The sequence below is a fragment of the Kitasatospora sp. SUK 42 genome (assembly GCF_015776785.2).
Taxonomy (GTDB): Bacteria; Actinomycetota; Actinomycetes; order Streptomycetales; family Streptomycetaceae; genus Kitasatospora.
In genome coordinates, this window is sequence record NZ_LFMD02000007.1 from 936,735 (window position 1) to 960,835 (window position 24,101).

At 74.2% G+C, this 24,101-nt stretch carries 19 protein-coding genes; 7 read left to right on the plus strand and 12 right to left on the minus strand.

Features of this window, described 5'->3' with window-relative positions; genetic code table 11:
* Positions 1 to 168: 168 nt before the first annotated feature.
* A complete protein-coding gene (locus tag RZ50_RS25830; RefSeq protein ID WP_196950707.1) occupies positions 169 to 1,137 on the minus strand; it encodes an ABC transporter substrate-binding protein in 969 nt (322 codons plus the stop codon).
* Positions 1,138 to 1,672: 535 nt separating this feature from the next.
* Between RZ50_RS25830 and RZ50_RS25835 the strand changes: the two genes are divergently transcribed.
* Positions 1,673 to 2,455, plus strand: a complete 783-nt coding sequence (locus RZ50_RS25835) for an IclR family transcriptional regulator (RefSeq protein ID WP_196950706.1) — start codon at positions 1,673 to 1,675, stop codon at positions 2,453 to 2,455.
* Positions 2,456 to 2,611: 156 nt separating this feature from the next.
* On the opposite strand, the gene RZ50_RS25840 is transcribed toward RZ50_RS25835, so the two are convergent.
* From RZ50_RS25840 to RZ50_RS25860, 5 genes are all read right to left on the minus strand, one after another.
* Complete coding sequence (locus RZ50_RS25840; RefSeq protein WP_196950705.1) at positions 2,612 to 3,364, minus strand: winged helix-turn-helix domain-containing protein; 753 nt, start codon at positions 3,362 to 3,364, stop codon at positions 2,612 to 2,614.
* An 899-nt stretch (positions 3,365 to 4,263) separates the two neighbouring features.
* Positions 4,264 to 4,812 carry an ATP/GTP-binding protein gene (locus tag RZ50_RS25845; RefSeq protein WP_196950760.1) on the minus strand — a complete coding sequence of 183 codons (549 nt, stop codon included), beginning with the start codon at positions 4,810 to 4,812 and terminating at the stop codon, positions 4,264 to 4,266.
* A gap of 187 nt (positions 4,813 to 4,999) precedes the next feature.
* Entirely contained in the window at positions 5,000 to 5,404 is a 405-nt protein-coding gene (locus RZ50_RS25850; RefSeq protein ID WP_254803257.1) for a DUF742 domain-containing protein, read from the minus strand.
* Between the two features lie 194 nt (positions 5,405 to 5,598).
* Entirely contained in the window at positions 5,599 to 6,018 is a 420-nt protein-coding gene (locus RZ50_RS25855; protein ID WP_196950703.1) for a roadblock/LC7 domain-containing protein, read from the minus strand.
* Complete coding sequence (locus RZ50_RS25860; protein WP_217680850.1) at positions 6,015 to 9,077, minus strand: ATP-binding protein; 3,063 nt, start codon at positions 9,075 to 9,077, stop codon at positions 6,015 to 6,017. Before RZ50_RS25860 ends, RZ50_RS25855 begins: the two co-directional genes overlap by 4 nt.
* Positions 9,078 to 9,642: 565 nt before the next feature.
* Here RZ50_RS25860 and RZ50_RS25865 point away from each other — a divergent pair.
* The 3 genes from RZ50_RS25865 (at position 9,643) to RZ50_RS25875 (ending at position 14,158) form a co-directional block, all read left to right on the plus strand.
* The gene (locus RZ50_RS25865; RefSeq protein WP_196948327.1) at positions 9,643 to 11,469 is read left to right on the plus strand and encodes a long-chain fatty acid--CoA ligase; all 1,827 of its coding nucleotides are present in this window, start codon (positions 9,643 to 9,645) and stop codon (positions 11,467 to 11,469) included.
* A 261-nt stretch (positions 11,470 to 11,730) separates the two neighbouring features.
* Positions 11,731 to 12,861: a polysaccharide deacetylase family protein gene (locus tag RZ50_RS25870; protein ID WP_254803258.1), complete on the plus strand. Its 1,131-nt coding sequence runs from the start codon at positions 11,731 to 11,733 to the stop codon at positions 12,859 to 12,861.
* A gap of 409 nt (positions 12,862 to 13,270) precedes the next feature.
* Positions 13,271 to 14,158: a nitroreductase/quinone reductase family protein gene (locus tag RZ50_RS25875; RefSeq protein WP_196948325.1), complete on the plus strand. Its 888-nt coding sequence runs from the start codon at positions 13,271 to 13,273 to the stop codon at positions 14,156 to 14,158.
* A gap of 126 nt (positions 14,159 to 14,284) precedes the next feature.
* Here the strand turns inward: RZ50_RS25875 and RZ50_RS25880 are convergent, their stop codons facing one another.
* The 3 genes from RZ50_RS25880 to RZ50_RS25890 form a co-directional block, all read right to left on the minus strand.
* Entirely contained in the window at positions 14,285 to 15,082 is a 798-nt protein-coding gene (locus RZ50_RS25880; RefSeq protein WP_196948324.1) for an SGNH/GDSL hydrolase family protein, read from the minus strand.
* 602 nt (positions 15,083 to 15,684) lie between these two features.
* Positions 15,685 to 16,293: an NUDIX hydrolase gene (locus RZ50_RS25885; protein WP_196948323.1), complete on the minus strand. Its 609-nt coding sequence runs from the start codon at positions 16,291 to 16,293 to the stop codon at positions 15,685 to 15,687.
* 189 nt (positions 16,294 to 16,482) lie between these two features.
* Positions 16,483 to 17,406 (minus strand): hypothetical protein, encoded by a 924-nt coding sequence (locus RZ50_RS25890; protein ID WP_196948322.1) that lies wholly within the window; start codon positions 17,404 to 17,406, stop codon positions 16,483 to 16,485.
* A 452-nt stretch (positions 17,407 to 17,858) separates the two neighbouring features.
* Between RZ50_RS25890 and RZ50_RS25895 the strand changes: the two genes are divergently transcribed.
* Both RZ50_RS25895 and RZ50_RS25900 read left to right on the plus strand, forming a co-directional pair.
* Positions 17,859 to 19,028 (plus strand): exonuclease SbcCD subunit D, encoded by a 1,170-nt coding sequence (locus RZ50_RS25895; RefSeq protein ID WP_196948321.1) that lies wholly within the window; start codon positions 17,859 to 17,861, stop codon positions 19,026 to 19,028.
* The gene (locus RZ50_RS25900; RefSeq protein WP_217680851.1) at positions 19,025 to 22,063 is read left to right on the plus strand and encodes an AAA family ATPase; all 3,039 of its coding nucleotides are present in this window, start codon (positions 19,025 to 19,027) and stop codon (positions 22,061 to 22,063) included. Before RZ50_RS25895 ends, RZ50_RS25900 begins: the two co-directional genes overlap by 4 nt.
* An 83-nt stretch (positions 22,064 to 22,146) precedes the next feature.
* On the opposite strand, the gene RZ50_RS25905 is transcribed toward RZ50_RS25900, so the two are convergent.
* On the minus strand, positions 22,147 to 22,380 hold the full coding sequence (locus tag RZ50_RS25905) for a hypothetical protein (RefSeq protein ID WP_196947635.1): 234 nt from the start codon (positions 22,378 to 22,380) through the stop codon (positions 22,147 to 22,149).
* A 145-nt stretch (positions 22,381 to 22,525) separates the two neighbouring features.
* Between RZ50_RS25905 and RZ50_RS25910 the strand changes: the two genes are divergently transcribed.
* Positions 22,526 to 23,074 (plus strand): DUF1990 family protein, encoded by a 549-nt coding sequence (locus RZ50_RS25910; protein WP_196947582.1) that lies wholly within the window; start codon positions 22,526 to 22,528, stop codon positions 23,072 to 23,074.
* Between the two features lie 18 nt (positions 23,075 to 23,092).
* Here the strand turns inward: RZ50_RS25910 and RZ50_RS25915 are convergent, their stop codons facing one another.
* The gene (locus RZ50_RS25915) at positions 23,093 to 23,548 is read right to left on the minus strand and encodes a YjbQ family protein (protein ID WP_196947583.1); all 456 of its coding nucleotides are present in this window, start codon (positions 23,546 to 23,548) and stop codon (positions 23,093 to 23,095) included.
* Positions 23,549 to 23,722: 174 nt separating this feature from the next.
* Positions 23,723 to 23,995 carry a hypothetical protein gene (locus RZ50_RS25920; RefSeq protein ID WP_196947584.1) on the minus strand — a complete coding sequence of 91 codons (273 nt, stop codon included), beginning with the start codon at positions 23,993 to 23,995 and terminating at the stop codon, positions 23,723 to 23,725.
* Positions 23,996 to 24,101: the final 106 nt, after the last annotated feature.

The window sequence follows — 24,101 nt, forward strand, 5'->3', positions numbered from 1 at the left end:
CTGTTCGCCGAAAGTTGTTCGCTGAAATCTGTCGACTGACATCTGTCCGTTGTGATCTGTCAGCCGGTCGCGGTCAGGCCGCAGAAGCAGCAGGGAAAGCCGGGCCGGCCAGGCCTGTCAGGCCGGTCAGGCCGGTCGGGAGCGACCCGATCCCGCAGGTGCGGGTGCTCAGCCGCCCGCCGCCACGGCCCGCCGCTCGCGCAGCAGTTCGCGGGCCGCGCGGAGCGGCTCCGGGTCGGCCCAGGCGCGGACGTCCACCGGCGCGGCGAGGAAGCCCTGCTCCCGGAGGAAGCGTTCCTGCTGCGCCAGCAGCTCCAGCCGCTCCTCCGACAGGTCCAGGTGCAGCGTGCGGTGGCTGCCCGAGGCGTAGGCCCCGGCGACGCCTTCGGCACCGGCACCGGTCTCGGCCTGCAGGATCCGGGCCACCTCCGCCGGACGCTCCGCCGCCCAGTCGGCGGCCTCCAGCAGCACCGCGAGGAAGCGGGCCACCAGCTCGGGGTGCTCGTCCAGCAACCGCTGGTGGACGGTGACCGGCCGGGGCGTCCCGTTGTTGACCCGGGCCTGGCGGTCCGGCACGGTGTCCAGTTCCACGGCCACCTCCGCACCGATCCGGCGGGCCGCCTCGACGGCGAGCGCCCCCTTCACGTACACGGCGTCCACCACACCATCCCGCAGCGCGGACAGTTCCGCGGACCACTGCCCGTCGCCCGGGGTGCCCGGCACGTCGACCAGTTCGGCGTCCTCCAGGCCGAGACCGGCGAGCGCGAGGGCGCCACGGAAGCCGGCCAGCGCCATGGCCCGCCAGAAGTCGATCCCGATCCCATGATGTGGAACGGCCAGCCGCAGCCCGCGCAGCTGCCCCGGCTCGGTGATGCCGCTCCCGGCCCGGACCAGGACGACCTGCCGCTCCTCGATCCAGGTCAGCCCGATCAGCCTGGTCTCCTCGCCTCGCGAACGGGCCCACAGCGCGGGGACGTTGCCGCCCTCGCGGAAGAGACCGGTGAGCGCGTGGGTGTAGTGGTGGTCGGCGGCCACCTCCGGCGGGGCGTCCTGGAGCGAGCGGACGGCGATCCCGTCGGCGGCGAACTCCCGTGCCAGCCAGCCCTGATCGGCGGCGATCCCGGTCGCGGTCGGCACCGGGCAACGGGTGAACCAGAGGGTGTCGGGAAGACCGGCGGAGCCCGGCGAACTCGCGGAACTTGCAGTGCTGCTGGAAGGGCTGGCCACGGAACGTGTCCTCTGCGGAGGCTCCGACGACGGTCGGAGCAGGTGGGATCGGGCGCGCCCCGGCAGGCCGACAGGCAGCACGAGGCTTGGGAGGCTTGGTACGTACGGGAGTCGCTCCCCGCACCGGAGCGGGGCGGGAGGGGCGGCCGCGCGGTAGGCGTCAGCGACAACACGCACAGGAGGAGGTACACCGGCGGGACATCACGGTGCTGCTCCTTCCTGTGGTCGGGGACGCGGGCCCGGGTCGTCGATTCGCCCGGTGCGATGCGAGGAGCGTTCCACGGCAGCCGAGCCGTAGGCAAGCCCTTGCCACATGGTGGGATCAGTTGTTCATCAACGCCATCCCATTGCAACGCGGTTGACACATTCCGGCAGCACCAGCTGCCCTACGCTGAAACTCCCTCCGGCGGTCCGGCCGGAGTCCCGAACCGAAACGCGAGGTGTCATGGCCGAGGCCGCCACCGCCGTCCAGAGCCCGCCGGCCGGTGCGCAGGCCGTCCAGCGCGCGCTCGGGCTGCTGCACTGCTTCCACGACAACGGCCCCGACCTGAGCGCCTCGGACCTGGCACGCCGGATGGACCTCTCGGTGTCCACCGCGCACCGGCTGGCCCGTACGCTGGTCAGCGCCGGGTTCCTGGAGCAGGACGAGCAGAGCGCCCGCTACCGGCTCGGCCCGGCCGTCGCCGAACTCGGCCAACTCACCTTCCATCAGCGCGGGCTGCACCTGGCCGCGCCCGAACTGGACCTGCTGTCCCGGCGCACCAAGGCCGCCGCCGACCTGGCGATCCGCAGCGGCCCGCACGCGGTGATCCTGGTGGGCGCCTCCGTCCGTCCGGACACCGGGCTGGGCCTGCGTCGCCCGCTGCACTCCACCGCGCTCGGCAAGGTCCTGCTCGCCTGGCCGCGCCCCGGCGACGCGGCCGTGTCGACGCTCGGCCCACTGCTTCCCTTCACCGACCGGACGATCACCGAACCACTAGCCCTGGACGAGGAGTTGGCGAGGGTCAGGACGTCCGGTCACGCGCTCAACGACGGCGAGTCGGCCGACGGGGTGCGGACGGTCGCCGTTCCCGTCCTGGACGCCGCCGGACAGGCCCGGTTCGCCCTCGCGGTCCGCTCGACCCCGGCGCACCTCACCGACGAACGGCTGGACTGGTTCCTGGGCCACGCCCGGACCTGTGCCGACGCCCTCTCCGTCCTCCTGCTCCCGCCCGATCAGCGGGCCTGACGAACCCAACCCGCGAGCCCGGCGCGACCGTCGAGCCCGACAGGGCTCGGCAAGGGGTTCGGCAAGGGGCTCGGTAGAACGCCAACACGCCGCAGCGGGCCGCCCGTTCGGTGAACAACGGACAACCCGCCACGGCGGCGCGGACGTTGGATCAGATCAGCTGACCGGCGTGTACTTGTAGCCGACCCGGCGGACCGTCACGATCGTCCCCCGGTAGGCCGGTCCGAGCTTGCGGCGCAGTCGGGCCACGTGCACGTCGACCGTGCGCCCGTCCCCGACGTGGCCGTAGCCCCAGACCGCCGAGACCAGGTGGTCCCGGGTGTGCACCCGCTGCGGGTGCTCGGTGAGGTGGGCCAGCAGCTCGAACTCCAGGTAGGTCAGGTCGAGCAGCCGCCCGTCGACATAGGCGTTGCGCCGCTCGGTGTCGACGGTGATGCCGCGTCCGGCCGGGCGGACCGGGCGGACGGCGCCCGGTGCGCCGGTGCCGGGCGCGTTCGGCACCACGGAGGGCGCCGCCGGGCTCTCGGCCGGCACCAGCACCAGGTACCCGATCATCGGGTGGCCCGCCGCGCCTCCGGGCTGCGCACCGGACTGCGCGCCGTACTGGGCGAGCAGTCCCTGCGGCAGCGCGCCCTGCGGCAGGGCGGCCACCACGGTCGCCCCCTCCGGGAGCGCGGCGAGCAGCGACTGCGGTGCCGGCGGGACGACCGCGCCCGGCTGGGGCGCGACGGCCGGGCCCGCCACCGGGCGGGACGGCCCGGTGACCGGTCGGGAGGCCCCGGCGACCGACGGCACCGAGGGGATGGTCGGGACGACGGGAACGGGAGGGACGGAGGGGACGGACCGGACCGCGCGCAGGTGCGGGGTCGCGGTGGGCAGGGGCAGGGTGGCCGTGGAAGAAGAAGACATGGTGTGCCGCTCATTTCGCGCGTGACGGACGGGGTGGACTCGTCTGCGCGTCGACCGGGCGTACTACTGCCGGAGCTGGACCGTATCGGACCGGTTCAGCGGGCGGAGAGCCGGGACGCGCTGGGCGAACCCGGACACGTCTGATCGAACAGGTGCGGCTGCCGGGACGGCCAGAACGGCTCAAGGTCGAAGCGACCCTGCGGCCTGTCCGTGGCACGGTGCGCACGCCCGTTCCACCGTCCGGTCCACGGACCCGCGCACATCGCGGAGGCCGGCCCGGTCGGACGGGCGCGGCCGGCGATGCCGGGGGCTGGGCTGGGGCAGACGATGTTCACTGGTGGTTTCTCCGCGAGGCGGGGCCGGTTGGTCGGCCGCGGGCACGCCTGTCCGGCGGTCCGCTACGGCCTGGTCGACGGGATCGGCGGTGCGTCGAGCGGCGGCCGGGAGTGGGTCGGAGGTGCCGCGGACGTACCGGGTGAGGGGAGGCCGGTCAGCGACAACAGGCGCTACAGATGAGCGCGTGGTCGATGTAGCGGCGGACGGTGAGCACCGGCATCACGGGGGCGGGCACGGTGGTGATGCGTCGCTGGCCGACGGTCATCCCTACTGCCCTCCCCCTTCGTTCTGCTTCGTTTCAGCGCGACGACGCACCGGTTCCGGTGCGCGCCGACGGTGCCGCGTCGGATCGTCGAAGACCACTCACTGGTCGGCAACGCCCGTGTGAACGGCACGTTTCCGACCCTCCCGACGGCATGGCCGGGGCGGCCTTCGTCCACAGAGCCTTCCACGGCTGAGCCCGTCTAGGCAACCTTCAGCACATGAAGTGTCCGGGATCCGGACGACCGAATGAGACGTCGGGCAGGCGGAGGGCACCTGACCAGCCACTTCCCCACGGAGCCTCAGGCCCGTGCCGGCGCCCGGCGTCGAAGCTCGGAGGCGTGCTCGACCAACGCCACCAACAGCTCCTTGCCGTCCTCCCGCAGCCGCGCGTCGCACAGCAGCACCGGGATCTCCGGGGCGAGGTCGAGCGCGTCCCGGACCTCCTCCGGGGCGAACCGCTCGCCGCCCTCGAAGCAGTTGACCGCGACCAGGAACGGGATGCCGCGCTGCTCGAAGAAGTCGACCGAGGGGAAGCAGTCGGCCAGCCGGCGGGTGTCCGCGAGCACCACGGCACCGAGCGCGCCGCGCGCCAACTCGTCCCAGACGAACCAGAACCGGTCCTGCCCGGGCGTGCCGAACAGGTAGAGCGCGAGGCCGGGCCGCAGGTCGATCCGGCCGAAGTCCATCGCCACGGTGGTGGTGCGCTTCGCCTCCACGCCCGAGGTGTCGTCCACCGGGCGGCCCAGCTCGCTGAGCTCCTCCTCGGTGCGCAGCGGCCGGATCTCGCTCACCGCGCCGACCAGGGTGGTCTTGCCCGCGCCGAAGCCGCCCGCGACCAGGATCTTCACCGCGACGGCCGGACCGCCGCGCCAGCGCGGTTCGCCGGCGTTCCCGTTCCAGCCCGCCGGGCGGTCGCCGGGGCGGGCGTCCGGCCGGGCGTCCGAATGGTGGTCCGAGTGGTGGTCCGAGTGACCGCTCGATCGGCCGTCCGGCCGGTGGCCCGCACGGCGGTCCACAGGTCCGTCCGGATGGTGGTCAGAGCGCACGGAGTCCATTGATCACGTCTCGCAGCAGGCGCTCGTCCGGGAGCTCGGCGAGCGGAACGGGTCGGGTGACGCTGATCAGGTCGGCGTCGTAGAGGTCGCCGAGCAGCACACGCACGACGCTGACCGGTAGGTCGGTGTAGGAGCCGAGTTCGGCGACGGAGAGCGGCTCGTGGCGGCACCAGGCCAGCAGGGTCTGGTGCTCCGGGTCGAGGACGTCCGCGGGCACGGCCCCCGAGTCCGGCCCCGGTTCCTTGGCGGTGATCAGCGAGATCAGGTCGAACAGACCCTCCTCGACCGGCCGGGTGCGGCCCCGGGTCATCGAGTAGAGCCGCACCACCGGGCCGGCCTCGTCGTCGAACCAGCGGTCCTCGACCGGGGTGCGAGGCCGGAACAGGTCGACCTCCGGCTCGTCCGGGCCCGCCTGCTCGGCACTCGACCGACCGGGCCGACCGGGCCGACCGGGCTGGCCGGACGGCTCGGTCGGACCGGACCGCCGGGAGGACCCGGACGCGCCGACCGGCACCTGGGGGCCGTCGGGCGCCTCCGGGCCGTCCGGCGCGTCCGCCTTCGGATCCGCCATCGGACCGCTCAGTTCCTCGGCGGGGCGGCTTCGCCGCGCGGCTCGGCGGCCATGTGCTCGCCGACCCGCTTGACCAGCAGGGCCATCTCGTAGGCGATCTGGCCGATGTCCGCCTCGGCCTCGCTCAGCACGGCCAGGCAGCTGCCGTCGCCGGCGGCCGTGATGAACAGGAACGCCTCGTCCAGCTCCACCATGGTCTGCCGGACCCCGCCGACCTTGAAGTGCCCGCCGGCGCCCTTGGCCAGGCTGTGGAACCCGGCCGCGACGGCGGCGAGGTGCTCGGCGTCCTCGCGGTCGAGGTCGCGGGAGGCACCGGTGGCCAGTCCGTCGTTGGAGAGGATCACCGCGTGCCGCAGGGCCGCGACGCGTCCCACCAGGTCGTCCAGGAGCCAGTTGAGGTCTCCGGACGGCTGCGTCGAAGTGGTCATGAATCAGTTCCTTCCGCTGGAGCGGGTGGTGCGGGCCGTGCAGGTGGTGCGGGTACTGCGGTTTGAGCGGGTGGTGCGGGTGGTGCGGGTACTGCGTTCTGAGCGGGTACTGCGGATGTCGCGGGTGCCACAAGTGGTACGGGCGACGGGGCCGCCGGGTTCCGCCGCACCGGCTGCCCCGGCGGCACCCGCCGGGCGAGCGGCGCCCGGCCGGACTCCGCGGGCGCGGGCAGTGCCGCCGGGGAGGGCGCCGGGCTGATCGCCCGCCGGGACGGGTGCGGCGGCTGCCAGGCCGGTACGGCCGCGGGGCGGGCGCCGGACCCGGCGGGGCTGCCCGACACCGAGCCGCCCGACGCCGAACCGCCCTGCCCGGGGCCGCTCTGCGCGGAGCGGTCCTGCGCCGAGCGGTCCTGCGCCGAACGATTCGCCGCAGCCGAGCGGCCCGCCGGGCCGGTGGCCCCGCGCCCACGGGTGAAGCCGCGCTGGAAGGAGGCGAAGGTGGCCCTGGCCTCCTCGGGCGAACGTTCCCGAGCCTCCCGGGCCTCGCGGGCCGCCGTTGCCTCCGCGCCCTCCCGGGCGGCTCCGGCCTCGGGCCCGGTCTCGCCCCGGAGCCGCTCCTTCAGCTGTTCCTTCAGCTGCGGCGCGAGGTTCGCCTGCCGCACCCGCCGGGGCAGCCCGCCCGCCGTCCGGGGCTCGGCGGCCGCAGGAGCGGCCACCACGGGAGCGTCCGCAGGCACCGTGTCGACGGGCGGGGCGTCGGCAGACGGGACGTCAACGGGCAGGGTGTCGCCGGGCAGGGCGTCCGCGGGAACCACGTCCCGCCGGTGCCGCCCCGTCCCCGGACCGCCCTCGACGTCCGGCCCGGGCGCCGGCACCAGCACCGGCCCGCCCTTGGTCCGCGCCGCCCGGCGCGGCAGCCCGTTCACCGTACGCCCGGTCTCGGGTGCGGACGGCCGCGGGCCGCCGGACACCCGGTGCCGCCCACTGGTGCCCGCCGCGGCCGAGGAGCCGGAGGCCCCGCTCGGCACCGCGACCAGGTCCCTCCGCCCCGCCGCCCGCGACGCCGGAGCCCCGGCCCTGCCCGCGGATCCCGAGGCCCCCGCCGAACCCGGAGCGCCCGCAGCCGTCGAGGCCCCCGCGGCGGGCGGCTCCGGCAGCCCGTCCGGCGCCTCCGCGAGCAGTTCGCGCGGTATCAGCACCACCGCTGTCGTCCCGCCGTACGGCGAGGGCCTCAGGTGGACCCGGATGCCGTGCCTCCGGGCCAGTCGGCTGACCACGAACAGTCCCAGCCGGTCGGTGTCGGCGAGGTCGAACTCCTGCTCCACGGCCAGGCGTTCGTTGATCTCGGCGAGCAGCTGCTCGCTCAGGCCGAGCCCCCGGTCGTCGATCTCAAGCGCGAAGCCGTGCGCCACCACCTCGCCCTGGACGGTGACCTGGGTGGTCGGCGGGGAGAACACCGCGGCGTTCTCGACTAGTTCGGCGACGAGGTGGGTCACGTCGGCGACGGCGCTGCCGAGCAGCCCGGTGCCCGGGAACGGCCGGACGGTCACCCGGGCGTAGTCCTCGACCTCGCCGACCGCCGCGCGGACCACGTCCACCATCCGGACCGGCTTGCGCCAGGCGCGCCCGGGCGAGCCGCCGGCGAGGATGATCAGACCCTCGGCGTGCCGACGCATACGGGTGGTGAGGTGGTCGACCTTGAAGAGGTCCTCCAGCTCCGCCGGGTCCTCGGTGCGGCGCTCCATGGTGTCGAGCAGGGTGAGCTGGCGGTGCAGCAGCACCTGGCTGCGCCGGGCCAGGTTGACGAACACCGCCGAGACGCCTCGCCGCAGTTCGGCCTGTTCCACGGCGGCCTCCACGGCGGCCCGCTGGACGGCGTTGATGGCCTGGCCCACCTGCCCGATCTCGGCCTGTCCGAAGCGCAGTTCAGGCGCCTCGGCGGCCACGTCCACCGGCTCGCCGCGGCGCAGCCGCAGCATGACGGACGGCAGCCGGGTGCCGGCCAGGTCGTTGGCCGCGTTGCGCAGACCGATCAGCTCGCGGGCCAGCCCCCGGCCGATCCGGGAGGAGATCAGCACCGACAGGACGACGGCGACCAGGCCGATCGCACCGGCGATGCCGCCGCGCCAGAGCGAGGCGGTCGCGGCGGACCGGCCGCGTTCGTCCAGCCCGGCGGAGATCCGGGAGTTGATCGAGGCGAGGTCGCCGAGCGAACGGTCGGCGGTCTCCCGCCAGTTGTCCCCGTTGAGCGCCTGGCCGACCCGGTCGGGCCCGCCGGCGCCGACGAAGTCGGCCTCGGCCCGGGCCAGCGCGCCCCAGGCCTCGCCGCCGCGCAGGGCGATGTAGTCGGCCTGGTCGGCGGGTTCGAGTTCGGCGATGTAGACGGTGAACAGCGCCTGCTGGTTGTGCAGGGCGTCCAGCGCGACCTGGTACTGCTCGGCGGTGGGCCTGGTCGCGCTGGTACGCAGGCCCTCCATCGCCGCGTCCTCCTGCGCGAGGTACTCACGGGCGCGCACCAGTTCGATCAGGATGGTTCCCTGTCGCGGGAGTTGGCCGCTCTGACGGGCGACGTAGGCGGACCGGAAGCCGAACACCGGCTTGACCAGGTCGCTGTACTGCTCCAGCGCGAACTCCCAGTTGAGCGCCAGCCGGCCGACCTGGGCACGCAGCGGGCCGAGCTGGTCCGCTGCGGCGATGATCTGCACCAGGCGAGCCCGCTGGGCCGCGGAGAGCCGGTCTCCGGCGCCGTCCTTCTTCTGCCGCAGCACGGCGAGGCTGCGGTCGGTGGCGGTCGTGGCGCGTTCGAAGGCGTCCCGGGCGACCGGCGAGGCCGGGTCGGCCAGGTGCTGGACGGCGGCCCGGCGCTCGCCCTGCAGATCGCCCGCGTACTGGTCGACCGGCGCTCCGTACTCCTTGTACGCACTGCTGATACCCAACTGGTTCCAGGCGTCCCCGGTGGTGGCGAGCGTCGCGTACACCCACAGGGCGATGAGCGCGACGATGGGCACCAGGAGCAGCGCGATGATCTTCGCGCGGATCGAGCTGCTGCGCAGACGCATGGAGTCCTCGGTCGGGAAGTGCCAGGCGCGGACGGGGAGCGGTGGGAGCGGGTCGGAGGGGCGGGGGCGACACGGAACGGCGGGCGGAGCGGCCGGCGGAGCCTGTGGACGGAGCCGGTGGGGGTGGCGGAGAACGGTGGGAAAACGGCGGGAGAACGGTGCTGGGGGATGTCGGAGGGGAGGCTCCCGGCCGCAGGTCTGCGAGACTCTACTACGCCCTGACCAGACGTTCGAGGGCCGAACCACTCCACTTCCCGGGCTTGCCCCGCACACGTCAGAAACCAGCCGTGATCGCCTCCGGTTTCGCACGCGGATCGCGCACCGGCACCCGGAAGGCCCAGGCCGTACGGCACCCGGCTCCTCCCCGCCTCCTCCCCCGGACCTCCCCGAATGCGACACCGTCCGAGCGGACGCGTGCCGTTCTCGTCGCGTCACCGCCACAACCCTGGGCAGTGACAGGACGATCCGATAGTTTCGCTCCACCCGCGCGACCGGGCGCCGCAACCCCGGCGCCCGTGCGCCGGAATCGGCGGAGAACGCTGCGGAACGCGAACTGGGGAGGACTGTGCGCGAGTTCACCACCCCCGCCCCGGCCGGGCGCGAGGCCGCCGGAGGACTCGCCGACTCCTTGTACGACACCGCCGAACGCACGCCCGATCTGGTCCAGCTCTCCTGGCGCAGCCCCGACGGGCCCTGGCGGGGCGTCACCGCACGGGAGTTCCGGGACCAAGTGCTCGCCCTCGCCAAGGGCCTGCTGACCCGGGGCGTGCGCTACGGCGACCGGGTCGCGCTGATGTCCCGCACCCGCTACGAGTGGACGCTGTTCGACTACGCACTCTGGTCGATCGGCGCGATCACCGTCCCGGTCTACCCCACCTCCGCACCCGAGCAGGTGCGCTGGATCCTCGCCGAGACCCAGGCGGTGGCCTGCCTGGTCGAGGACGAGGACGCCGCGATGACCGTCGGCGCGGTCTGCGACGCCCTGCCCGACCTCACCGGGATCTGGCAGCTCGACCGCGACTGCGTCGCCGCGATCACCGAGGACGGCCGGGGCGTCCCCGACTCCCTGGTGCACCGCCAGCGGGTCGGCGTCGGGGCCGACAACATCGCGACCGTCGTCTACACCTCGGGTACCACCGGCCGCCCCAAGGGCTGCCTGATCACCCACGCCAACCTCGCCGCCGAGGCCGACGCGCTCCTCGACGGCTGGGGCGAGGTCTTCCGCGACACCGGCGGAGGCCAGCCCGCCACCCTGCTCTTCCTGCCGCTGGCCCACGTGTACGGGCGGGCCGTGCAGATCGCGGCGATCCGCGGCGGCTTCCGGATCGGCCACATCCCCGAGGTCTCCACCGACGCGCTGCTGCCCGCCCTGGAGAGCTTCCGGCCGACCTTCCTGCACGCCGTCCCGTACGTCTTCGAGAAGATCTTCCAGCAGGCCAGGCGCGCCGCGGAGGAGGCCGGACGCGGGGAGGCCTTCGAGCAGGCCCGGCAGGCGGCCGTCGACTGGGCCGCCGCCCGGGAGCAGAAGGCCTTCGGCCGCGGCCCCGGTCCGGGCGCGGCGCTGCGACTGCGCCACCTCGCCTACGAGCGGACCGTCTACCCGAGGCTGCGCGCCGCGCTCGGCGGCCGGGTGCGCAGCGTGATGTGCGGAGGATCCTCGCTGCGCCGGGAGTTGGGCCTGTTCTTCACCGGCGCCGGGCTCCAGCTGTACGAGGGGTACGGGCTCACCGAGACCTCCGCCGCGATCACCGCCAACCCGGCCGGTCGGCAGAAGCTCGGCACGGTCGGACAGCCGGTGCCGGGCGCCTCGGTGGCGATCGCCGACGACGGCGAGGTGTGGGTGCGCGGCGCCTCGGTGTTCGGCGGCTACCTCAACCACCCGCGCTGCACTGCGGAATCGCTGGTCGACGGCTGGTTCGCCACCGGCGACCTGGGCCGGCTGGACGAGGACGGCTACCTCACCATCACCGGCCGCAAGAAGGACCTGATCGTCACCAGCAGCGGCAAGAACCTCGCCCCGGCGGCGCTGGAGGAACGGGTCGAGGCGCACCCGCTGGTCTCCCAGTGCCTCGTGGTGGGCGACGACCGACCGTACGTGGCGGCACTGATCACGCTCGACCCGGCCGCGCTGGCGCACTGGCTGAAGACGCACGGGCGGGGGCAGCTGGACCCGTGGGCGGTCCTCTCGGACGAGCAGCTGCACGTCGAGATCCAGCGCGCGGTGGCGGCCGCGAACGCGGCGGTCTCGCGGGCCGAGTCGATCCGCGCCTTCCGGCTGCTACCGCGGGAGTTCAGCCAGGACCAGGGGCTGCTGACCCCTTCACTCAAGCTGCGGCGGGCGGCGATCGCGGAGTACTACGCGGAGGACATCGAGGAGCTCTACCTGTCCTGAGTCGGGCCCGAACCGGGCTTGTCGATAACGGTCCTGACGTACCGTCTTGTCCCTTTCCGCACCGGGGTGGTGGAGGCTCGGTTCACCGGCCGTTCCCTTGACTGGCCGATTGGTCCAGTCCATTGTTGCACTCCGGTCCGAGTGCGGCGCACCATCACCAACCGCTCCCGCCCCTCCGGGAGCGCCCAGGTTCCACGGCCCCGATTCCGCCCACGCCCTCCCCACGGGCGTGCCCCCACCTGCTGGAGTCCTCACGTGTCGATGTCCACGCGCCTGTCCGCGCTGGCCGCTTCCGTCGCGCTGATCACCGCCTTCGCCGTACCGGCGGCCTCCGCGGACGCCCCGCCGACCACCGGTCCGAGCGCGCCGACCGTCAACCTGGCCACCAACCCCGGCTTCGAACTGCCCCAGCCCGGCCTCGCCGACTGGGGCAGCATCCCCGGTTGGAGCTGCACCGGCGGACCGGCCGAGGCGGCCGTCACCACCACCGCCCCGCACTCCGGCACCTCCGCGCTCACCGTCACCCCGGCGAGCGCCGACTCCACCGGCGAGTGCGCGCAGACCGTCGCCGTCCAGCCCAACACCACGTACACCGCCTCGGCCTGGGTGCGCGGCAACTTCGTCTACCTGGGCGCCACCGGCACCGGGCGGGACGTCGCCCCGGCCTGGACCGAAACCACGGGCGGCGGCTGGCAGCAGCTGACCACCCGCTTCACCACCGGCCCGAACGCCCGGAGCGTCCGGCTGTACGTGCACGGCTGGTACCAGCAGGGCCCGTTCTCGGTCGACGACGTCCGCGTGGACGGCCCGGCACCCGCCCCCGCGGTGGCGGCGGGCTCGATCCCGACCAATGACAAGGTCGTCTTCTTCACGGTGGACGACGGGTGGCAGCGCACCCCCGAGGCGGAGAAGTTCATCGCCGACCACCACCTGCCGATCACCGCCTTCCCGCTGCCGATGCCGGCCGGGACCGACCCGTCCTTCTTCAAGCGGGTCACCTCGGTGCCCGGCTCCTCGATCCAGGACCACAGCGTCTCGCACTCCGACCTCAGCAAGCTCCCGCTGGACCAGCAGCAGGTCGAGATCTGCGACGCCCGTGACGCGCTGACCCGGCTGTTCGGCACCGCGCCCGTGGTGTTCCGCCCGCCGTACTTCGCCTGGAACGCCGACACTCTGCAGGCCGCCGCGAACTGTGGCATCCGCACCGTGCTGACCGCCGACGCGGACTTCAGCTGGGGCGCGTCCAACATCTGGCACCCGGGGCTGCTGCAGCCGGGCGACGTGGTGCTGATGCACTGGACCGACACCCTCGCCACCGACCTGCAGCGCGCCCTCGCCGCCGCCGACGCGGCCGGGCTCAAGCCGGCGGGCGTGGTCGACTACGTGCGCTGAGCCGCGCCCGCACCGACGGCCGGGCAGGCAGGAAGGCAGGCAGACGACGGGTGACAGCTGACGGATAACGGCTGACAGATTTCATCATCTGAAATCCGTCAGCTGTTATCCGTTTCTCGTCTCCCCTCCCCTTCCCCTCTCACCCGACCCCCTCCTCGATGATCTTGGTCGTTGACAGGCCGTCCGCCGCCTGGCTCTAATGGGGGCGTGCAGCGCGGCGTCGGCCACAGAGCAGTGGGCCGGCCGACAGCCGAGCCAGCACCTTCATTCGTAAGGGACGATGCGCGATGAGCACCTTCTCCGCTGCCCTGATCTGACCCAGGCGGCCACCGCGGTGTCCGCCCGTTCGCGCGTGGTACCGCGTGTGGCCGCGACTCCCCGAATTCTCAGGAGACTTCACCACACACGCATGCCCATGTCCTTCAATCTGAACGTCATCGAGGAGTTCCGCGCCAACGGCGGCCGCGTCGGCGGCCCCTTCGAGGGCGGCGACCTGCTGTTGCTCACCACCACCGGGGCCCGCTCGGGGCGACCGCACACCGTGCCGCTCGGGTACGTCCGGGCCGAGGGGCTGCTCCTGGTCGTCGCCTCGGCGGCCGGGGCGCCCGAACACCCGCAGTGGTACCGCAATCTGCTGGCCCACCCGGTGGTCCGGGTCGAACTCGGCACCGAGACCTTCGAAGCGATCGCCGTACCCGCCGAAGGCGCCGACCGGGAGCGGCTGTTCACCGCCGTCGTCCGGATGGCGCCGGGCTATGGCGACTACCAGGCGCACACCGAGCGGCGGTTGCCGGTGGTCGTGCTGGAGAGGCCCGAGGCGCCGCCGGGCGCGGTACGCGAGGTGCGCAGCCTCGCCGACAAGCTGCTGGAGGCCCACACCTGGCTGCGCGCGCAACTGCGCCACGTCCGGGAGGAGGCGCGGGACCACTCCCCGGACCGTCCGGCCGGGCTCGGGCTGCAACTGCGACAGCACTGCCTGGCCTTCTGCCAGGGCCTGACGCACCACCACACCGGCGAGGACTCCGCGATCTTCCCCGCCCTGGCCCGCAGCCACCCGGAGCTGGCCGGAGTGCTGGAGCAACTCGGCGAGCAGCACCGGGAGATCGGCCGGATCAGGGAGGAGCTGGTGGCCCTGCTCGCCGGGGTCACCCTCACCGACCCGGACCGGTTCCGGGTTGAGCTGGACCGGATGTCGGCCGAACTGGAGACCCACCTCGACCACGAGGAGGCGGAACTGTTGCCCGTCCTCGCCAGGATCCCGTTCCCGCCGGTCCGGCCCGCCCCGGCCGAGGGCTGAGATACCGACGCCGCCGCCCCTCCCGAGGTACGGGCGGGGCGGCGGCACCGGCGTGTCCGTCAGCGGCGCCGCACCGGCGCCTGGCGAGACGTCACCGAGCGAAACGTCACTGCGCGGAACCGGGCCTCAGGAGCGGCTGAAGACCGGGAAGTAGCCGTTGGCCTGGCCGGACGAGTTCGGGTGGTAGCTCTCGTCGATCGGCAGGGTGGTGCTGTGCAGCCAGGTGCTCAGCGAGCCGCAGATCTCGTGCTCGGCGAAGATGCTGCGCACGTCGCCGAAGGTGAAGCCGGCGTTGGCGACCCGCTTGGCGATGACGCCGTCCAGCGCGTCGGCGGCACTGTTGATGGCGGCGCGCTTGGTGTCACCGATGCCGAAGATGCAGTCGCCGCCGACCTTGTACAGGTGCGGGTAGCCCATCACCACGACGTGCGCGTTCGGCGACTTGGAGTGGATCGCGGAGTACACCTTGTCCAGCTGGCTCGGCAGGGTGTTCTGGGCGTAGCTCTTGGCGTTGTTGACCGCGGTGAGGCAGTCACTGTCGGAGCCCAGCACACAGGTCTTCATGGTGTCGGCGAAGCCCGCGTCGTTGCCGCCGACCGAGATGCTGACCAGCGAGGTGCTGGAGCTCAGGGCGGAGATCTGGTTGTTGAGGACGTCGCCGGTTCTGGCGCCTGAGCAGGCGACGAAGCTGAAGGAGGACGGCGCGTGCGCGTTCTTCCACAGGTACGCGTAGGCGTTGGTGCTCCGCTTGCAGCTACCGCTGTCGCTCAGGTAGCTGCCGGCACCGACGCCGGCGGAGTAGGAGTCCCCGAGGGCGACGTAGTTGACGCCTGCCGCACTGGCGGACGAGGCCGTGAAGAGCGTGGTCAGGGTGAGGAGAGCCGCTATGGCGGCAACGGACAGGGCACGGGCGGGGCGAAGCATTGCACCTCCTGGTATGGCGTGGGTCACAGAAGGGATACCAGGCAGTAGCCAAACGCGGAAGCGCTCATGCCAAGGACATTGACGGGCAGTCTGATAGCGGAAACGTGAACTGGCCCCGACGGAGTGTGAGTTCGCGCTGGTGAGCGCGGGTGTATGTCGATGCGCATCGGTCATCGCGTGTAGATGGGAAATTCCTGAGAAGTCAGCACTCCGTCAGCCGCTGGTCAGCACGCGGCCGCCGCCGCGTCAGTTCCGCCGCGGGAGCAAGGGCTCGCGCACCGACCGGTACGACGGATACGACAGGTACGACGGTGGGCGCAGCAGTACTGCGGTAGGTACGGCGGCGACAGGCGCAGCGCCGGGCGCAATGCAGAGCGCAGCGGCGCGCGACCGGACATCCGGAGGCATCCCGCCGGGTGCGCGACTGCGGATGCCTCGGTCCGCGCGCAGGCCTGAGCGATGCTCAGGCATCCGGGCACGCCAGAGTCAGCCCCCGGCCCAGGGCACGACTCGGCTCCCCGCCAACCGCCCGAGGGCACACGTCAGCACCCCGCCGGCCGACACCCCACCCGTCGATCGCCGCGGTACTGCGCCTGCCCCCGCTAAGGCGACCCCGGGGAGATCGTGCAGCCCTCGACCGGCAGTTCCTCGATCGTCTCGTTCGCGGCTGCGGGCACACCGAGCCAGTGGACGGCCATGGCCACCGCCGCCCGGGCCTGGCGCAGTCCGGGCGCGCCCCAGCCCAGGAGCTCGACCGCGAGCCCGGGCGCGACCAGCAGCCGCCGGTAGTGCCGGCCTGAGGCCGGGTCGGCCACACTCGGGCCGACCGCCCGCAGCGCCGCCGTCATCCGCACCCGCGCGCACTCGTGCCCGCCGTTCGCCGAACCGACCCGGTCGTAGAGGTAGCCGAGGTAGTACGGCGGGCCGATCGCGGCCTGGGCCTCCTCGCCCGCCTCCCGGGCCAGGGCGGCCGCAGGGTCCCCGTCGTCCTCAGGCTCCAGCGAGCCGCCGGGGAGGGAGCAGATCCCGTCCCTGGGGTTGACCAGGGTCAGCACCCGGCCGTCCGGGACGAACAGCCAGCCCCAGGACTGCTTCACCGGCAGCCCGTCCGGCACCTGCTCACCCGGCCGCCACGGCCAGCCCGCCGTGGGACGCCGGCGCACCTTCCCGAGCAACTCGGCGACCTCCGCCGTGAACTCGATCCGGCCCATGCCGTGCGTCCCCCTCTCACTGTCGGGCCCGCCGGACCTGCGGAGCACGGTTCGGAGCGGAGCGGCCGGAGCGGCGGCGTGGGGTACCAGACGCTCCTGCTGTTGATCTTCTCCGATCTTCCCCGAACAGGCGGTCGATGAACAGTCCCCAGCGCCGCATGGTGGATGCGGAGGCCACGAACGCCCTGATCACACCAGCGGCCCACCCCCTTCCCCGGCCCCGGAGAAGCCCTGGGACGGGAACCCGGGCAACGGGAACCCGGGCCGCGGCACCACTCCGGGCGGGAAGGGCAGCCCCCGCGCCGCGTCGTCGGCCAGCTCGTCGAACACCTCGTGCGCCGTCATCGGGCGCAGCCGCCCACCGGCCAGCGCCCAGCCACGCACCAGCTGACCTTCCGACACGCCGCCCGGCACAGCGCCCGACGCACTGCTCGACACACCACCCGGCACGACACCCGGCACACCGCCCGCCGGGTCACCGTGCAACAGCAGCGCCCCCTCCCCGCCGGAGGCCACCCCCGCCGCGAGCGTGACGCAGAACGCCTCCGCGTCCCGCCCACCGGGGACGAGACGCCCGGCCTCCACGCAGACGTCCACCGCCGAGGTGAGCTGCTCACCGTCCTCGGGCCCGTGGCAGCGGAGCGTCAGCAGGTGACAGCCCTCCCCCGCTCCCTCGGCCAGCGCCAGGTAGACCGAGGTCACGTACCGCATCACCTCCGACATCCGCCGCTGCCCGACCGGGTCGTCGCCGACCGCGTCCAGCAGGGCCGCGCAGGCGACGGACATCCGCACCCGCGCCCGGTGATCGTCCAGCAGCACCGGGAGCAACTCGGCCAGCCGCTCCCCCGCGTAGACGAACGGCTCCCCCGCCAGCTCCGGATCGCCCGCGTACGCGACCCGGGCGGCGGGCATCCGGGGGTCGAGCCCGAGCGCCGCGCAGTAGTCCTCGAAGTCGGCCGCCTCGAACACCCGCAGGTGCACCTCCAGCCCCTGTTCGTACAGGGCGTTCAGCTGCTCCTCGGCCCGCCGCAGGTAGTCCCGGTGCCCGACCGCGCCGAACAGCCCGTACCGGGCCAGCCCCGCGAAGTCGGCCGGCTCGGCGGCCAGCGCCACCGCCACCGGCTGGGGCGGCGGCGCTCCCCGGGCCCGACCGCCGCCCCGCCCGCGCGCACCGGCCGCGCCGGACCCACCGGCAGTACCGGACCCACCGGCTCGACCACCCGGCGGCCGCGCCCCACCGGGACCACCCGCCGGCGCCCCATCGATGCCCCCGGACCCGATCCCGCACTCGCGCCCGCGCCCACGCCCGCCGAGCAGCAGCACCCGCCGCCCCCGCGCCGACCCGCCCCGCACCACCGCGACGGCGCCCAGCACCTCGCTCACCAGCTCCCGCACAGCCATGCGTCCTCCCGTTCACTCGCTCGGCGCCGGACGGCGTCGACGCCACGGAACATACACAGAGCCACTGACAATCAACCCTGAGTAATCGAACACCTGGCCCCCGGAGCCCCCGTGGCCCCTGATCCCGGCGGGATTGTCAGAGGCGGGCGTTATCGTCGGGGACCATGCGACTGCTGCATACCTCCGACTGGCATCTCGGCCGTTCGTTCCACCGGGAGAGCCTGCACGAAGCCCAGCGCGCCTTCCTGGACCACCTGGTGGACGTGGTCCGGTCCGAGGGCGTGGACGCCGTGCTGGTCGCCGGGGACGTCTACGACCGGGCGCTGCCCGGCCTGGACGCGGTCGCGCTGTTCGACGACGTGCTGCACCGGCTGGCGGACCTCGACGTCCCGACGGTCTTCATCAGCGGGAACCACGACTCTGCGCGCCGCCTCGGCGTCGGCGCCGGCCTGATCAGCCGGGCCGGGATCCACCTGCGGACCGACCCGGGCGAGTGCGCCGAACCCGTCCTGCTGGCGGACGAGCACGGGCCGGTCGCGGTGTACGGGCTGCCGTACCTGGAGCCGACACTGGTGCGCGAGCGGTTCGGACTGGCCAGGGGCGGGCACGCGGCGGTGCTCGGCGCGGCGATGGAGCAGGTCCGGGCCGATCTGGCGGCGCGCCCGGAGGGAACGAGGGCGGTGGTGCTGGCGCACGCCTTCGTCACCGGCGGCAAGGAGACCGACAGCGAGCGGGACATCGCGGTCGGCGGGGTCGCCTCCGTCCCCGCCTCGGTCTTCGACGGGGTGCACTACGCGGCGCTCGGCCACCTGCACGGCTGCCAGACCGTCGCCCCGCACCTGCGCTACAGCGGCTCCCCGCTGGCCTACTCCTTCTCCGAGGTGCGCCAGCGCAAGACCATGTGGCTGGTCGACCTCGCGGCCGACGGCTCGGTGGCCGCCGAGCGGATCGACTGCCCGCAGCCGCGCCCGCTCGCCACCCTGCGCGACACCCTGGACGCACTGCTCACCGACGAGGGGTACGCCGAGCACGAGCAGTCCTGGGTGCAGGCCACGCTCACCGACGCGGCCCGTCCGAGCGAGCCGATGGAGAAGTTGCGCCGCCGCTTCCCCCACACCCTGCAGCTGCTGTTCGACCCCGAGGAGAGCGGGGCCGAGCCCACCCGGTCGTACGCGGCCCGGGTCAGCGGCCGCGACGACCTGGAGATCGCCGAGGGCTTCCTGCGGCACGTCCGCCCCGGCGCCGAGCCGGAGCCGGACGAGCTCGGCTGGCTGCGCGAGGGCTTCGAGCTCGTCCGGGAGACCACCGACCGGAAGGCTGACCTGCCCCGATGAGGCTGCACCGGCTCACCGTCACCGCCTTCGGCCCGTTCGCGGGCAGCGAGACGGTGGACTTCGACGCGCTCGCCGCCGGCGGACTGTTCCTGCTGCGCGGCGCGACCGGCGCGGGCAAGAGCAGCGTGCTGGACGCGGTCTGCTTCGCCCTGTACGGCGAGACGCCGAACGCCCGCCGGGCCAACCGGCTGCGCAGCGACCACGCCGATCCGAAGCTGCTGACCGAGGTGCGGCTGGAGCTGACGCTGGGCGGGCGGCGGCTGCAGATCACCCGGCTGCCCGAGCAGCGCCGACCGAAGAAGGTCGGCACCGGCACCACCGTCGAGCGGCCGCAGACCCTGCTGCGCGAGTGGACAGCCGACCCGGGCGACGGCACGCCCGGCTGGCGGCCGGTCAGCAAGTCGCACCAGGAGGCCGGGGAGGAGATCCACCGGCTGGTCGGTATGAGCCGGGAGCAGTTCTGCCAGGTGGTGCTGCTGCCGCAGGGCGACTTCGCCCACTTCCTCAAGGCCGACTCGGAGGAGCGCGGCAAGCTGCTGCGGCGGCTGTTCGACACCGAGCGCTACGGGCTGGTCGAGGCCTGGCTGGCCGAGCAGCGGCGTGCCCAGGAGTCCGCCGTCCAGGCCGGTCGGCGCCGGCTGCGCGACCTCGCCAGCAAGGCCGAGCAGGCGGCCGGGCCCGGCGCCGAGCCCGCCGACGGCTGGGTGCCCATCGAGGACGGCGACGACGGCCTGACCGCCGGGGTGCTCGGCTGGGCGGCGGTCCTGCGCAGCGGCGCCGCCGAACAACTCACCGTCACGGAGGCCGCGCTCGCGGGCGCCGCGGCCTCGCAGCGCGCCGCTCAGGAGGGCCGGGCGGCCGCCGAGGAGCTGGCCGGCCGGCAGCGCCGGTACCGGGAGGCACTGGCCGAGGCCGAGCGGCTCACCGGGTTCGAGCAGGCGGCGGCGCGGGACCGGCAGCGGCTGGCCGCCGCGCAGGAGGCCGTCGGGGTGGAGTCCGCGCTGCGGCTGCGGGGCGGCGCGGCCGAGGCCCTCGGGCGTGCGCAGGAAGCGGAGCGCCGGCGCTGGGAGGCGCTCTCCCGGGTCGGTGGCGAGGGGCACGCGCTCGCCGGGACGGACGCCGCCGGGCTGGCCGAGGCCGAGCTGCGGCTGCGCGCCGAGGTGGTCCGGTTGGAGGCGGCCCGGGCGGAGGAGCGGCGCTGCGCCGAACTCGCCCGCGAGCAGCGGTCCCTGACCGCGGACCGACGCGGCGCCGAGGAGCTGGCCGAGGATGCCGAGGACTGGCTGGCCGAGTTCGACGGCGAGCTGGGCCGGTTGGAGGAGCAGCAGTCCCGGGCCCGGGCGGCGATCGCCCGGGTCGAGCAACTGGACGGCCAGCGGGCCGAGTTGAAGACCCGCCTGGACGCATCCCGGGAGCGCGACGGGCTGCGGGCCGAGCTGGAGACCGCCGGGCCCCGGGTCGCCGAGCTGCGCACCGCCGCGCTGGACGCCCGCGAGCACAGCCTCGACCTGCGCGACCGCCGGCTGACGGGCATGGCCGCCGAGCTGGCCGAGCAGTTGCGGGCGGGCGAGGCCTGCCGGGTCTGCGGCTCGCCCGAGCACCCGGCACCCGCCGAGGCCACCGAGGGCGGCCGGGTGAGCGCCGAGGACGAGGAGCGGGCCCGCCGGGCCCAGGCCGCCGCCGAGCAGGCCTGGACGGACGCCGACCAGGCCCTGACCGCGCTGCGGGTGCGCGAGGCGACCGCCGCCGGAGCGGCCGGGCCTGACACGGCGGACGCGCTCTCGCGCTCCCTGGCCGAGCTGGAGGCCGAGCACCGCGAGGCGCTGCACCAGGCGGAGGCTCTCGGCCGGGTCGAGCAGGAGATCGACCGGCTGTCGCAGGACCGCACCCGTCGGCTGAACGAGTTGCACGAGGCCAAGGAGCGCGCCGCCGTCCTCACCGACCGGCTGCAGGCCCTCGACGCCGAACAGCGGGAGCTGACCGCCCGGGTGGCGGCCGCGCGGGGCGACGCGGCCTCGGTCGCCGACCGGGCCGAGGCCCTCACCCGGCTCACCGGGGAGGTCACGGCCACGGCCGCCTCCGCCCGGGCCCGCGCGGAGGCGGCGGCCCGGCTCGACGAGGCCGAGGACGAGCTGGGCAAGGCCGCCGCCGGGGCGGGCTTCCCGAACGTCGGGGCCGCGCTCGCGGTGCTGCTGCCACGCGAGGAGCGCGAGCGGCTGGAGGCCCGGCTGGAGCGGCACCGTGCGGAGTCCGCCGCCGTCCGGCACGAGCTGGCGCTGCCCGAGCTGGCCGAGGCCGCCACCCGTCCACCGGTCGACCTGCCCGCCGCCGCGGCCGCGCTCGGCGCCGCCACCGACCGGCTCGGCCGGGCGCACGCCGCCCGGTCCGCGGCCGGCGAGCGCTGCGCGGCGCTGGCCTCGATCGGGCGACAGCTGACCGACCTGGCCGGCGAGCTGGCCCCCGCCCTGGAACGGTACGGGCGGATCAACCGGCTCGCCGCGCTGGCGTCCGGCACCTCCACCGAGAACCGACTGCGGATGCGCCTGGAGTCGTACGTGCTGGCGGCCCGGCTGGAGCAGGTCGCGGCGGCGGCCAGCGACCGACTGGTGCGGATGTCCGGCGGCCGCTACACCCTGATACACAGCGACGACCGGGGCACCGGCAACAAGCGCTCCGGCCTGGCCCTGCGGGTGGTCGACGCCTGGACGGGCACCGAGCGGGACACCGCGACGCTCTCCGGTGGCGAGAGCTTCTTCGCCTCGCTCTCCCTCGCCCTCGGCCTGGCCGACGTGGTGACCGACGAGGCGGGCGGCATGCCGTTGGACACCCTGTTCATCGACGAGGGCTTCGGCACCCTGGACGAGCAGTCCCTGGAGGAGGTGATGGACGTCCTCGACGGTCTGCGCGAGCGGGACCGCGCGGTCGGCATCGTCAGCCACGTCGCCGACCTGCGCAGCCGCATCCCCGCCCAGCTGCTGGTCCGCAAGGGCCGCCACGGCTCGACCCTGGCGCTGGCCGGCCGGGAGGACGCCTAGGGAGGACTCCTCAGGGAACCCGCGTTGAAGGGCCCGCGCTCGATGGACCCGCGCTCAGGGACCCAGCGCTGAAGGGCCCGCGCTCAGCCCGAGCAGGCCAGCCGCTGCGCCTGCTGCCAGGCGCACACCGGGCACAGCGTGCCGCCCGGCTGGTCGGCGGGCAGCTCGGTCGGCTCCCCGCACAGCACGCAGTCCGCCCGGGGCCCGGTCGCCCCAGGGTCATGCCGCAGCGCCGCCTCCGCCGAGCCGTCGGGGGCGAGCTCGCAGACCGCCGCGTCGTCGCTCACGCCTGCGGGGTTCTTCGCGATGTCGCTCATGCCGCCTTCCTACTCCGCACCCCCGCCCGACCGCAAGGCAGCCCCACCCCGACCCCCGGCCCCGGCCCCCGCCCCGGACGGTGCCCGACGCCGCCCGAAGCCCCCGTCGACGGTGAGCCCCGGGCACGCGGCTACCGTGGCCGGCATGGTTACCGATCTTCAGCGGCGGTTGCAGGCCGCCAGGGCCACCGCCCCCACGTACGCCGAGGTGGGGGCCACCCGGCACGGCCGGTTGCCGGAGGGGTACGCGCACCTGCGGCGGCGGGTGCACCTGGGGCGGGGGGCGGAGGTGCTGGAGCGGGCCGGGCGGTACGTGCTGGGCTGGGGCAGCCAGCTGGGCACCGGCTTGGCGGTGTTCCCGGGCGAGCCGGCCCGGGAGGGGGCCACCGTGCTGCTGCGGCTGAACCTGCCGGGCACCCGGTGGCCGCGGCTGGTGATCCCCTGCCGGGTGGTGTGGACGGTGGAGGAGCCGGACCGGATCGGCTTCGCGTACGGGACGCTACCGGGGCACCCGGAGTGCGGCGAGGAGTCGTTCATGGTGTCGATGGACGCCGAGGGCGAGGTGTGGTTCGAGGTCGCCGCGTTCTCCCGGCTGTCCGCCTGGTACGCCCGGCTGGGCCGTCCGGTCGCGCTGCTCTGCCAGCACCTGGCGATCGAGCGCTACCTCGCCGCGGTCGCCGCCCACGCGGGCTGAGGCGCCGGAGAGGGGCCGTCAGCCGAGGAAGGACAGCCGCACGGTGCGGCGCGGGTTGTCCCCGTTGGTGTCGATCAGCACCACGGACTGCCAGACGCCGAGCGCCAGCTGGCCGCCGAGCACCGGCAGGGTGGCGTGCGGGGCGACCAGGCCGGGCACCACGTGGTCCCGTCCGTGGCCGGGGCTGCCGTGCCGGTGGCGCCAGCGGTCGTCCGCCGGGAGCAGCTCGCGCAGGGTGGCGAGGAAGTCGTCGTCGCTGCCCGAGCCGGTCTCCAGGACGGCGATCCCGGCGGTGGCGTGCGGGACGAAGACGTTGAGCAGTCCGTCGCGCCCGGTGGCCCGCTCGTCGAGGAACGCGGCGCAGCGGTCCGTGATGTCGAGCGCGACCTCACGGTTGCCGGTGGTGATCTCCAGGGTGGTGGTCTGGAAGGAGCCGGTTGACCCGGTTGACGTGGAGTGGTTGTTGTCCGCCATGGCGCCATCCTGACCCAGGTCAGCGGGCCGGGCGTACTCCCTCGCCGACTGCCCTCGCGGGGGCGGCGAACTCGCATAGGGTGAAAGGTTCAGACCAAAGCACCGGACCGGTGCCCGGACACACCAAAGACCCGGCGGACCGGATGGTCCACCGGGCCGGGTCGGGCGAGAGCGCTAGCCGCGCCCGCCGAACAGGCTCCGCCGCAGCCGACGCAGCGGCGCCAGCAGCGAGACCCGGGTGTGGCGACGACGGGAGGACGTCGCCGGGGCGTCGGCGCCGCGCGGCGTCAGCTCCCTTATCAGCCCGAGCGCCTCGGCGGTGTCCACCGCCGGGAGTGCGGGCGCGCCGAGCACGGCCAGGTGTCGCTCGATCCGGCGGCCGGTCGTGCCGACACCGCACTGGATCGCCGGCACGCGGGGCCGAGTCCGCACTTGCATGTGTTCCATCAGTTTTCCCACCCCTACGAGGCGCCAGGGCCGTGAGGCGAAGACTATCCGTGACGGACGGCCTTCGCGCAACCGTCCATGGTGTTGTGCCACCGTACCGTGCGAC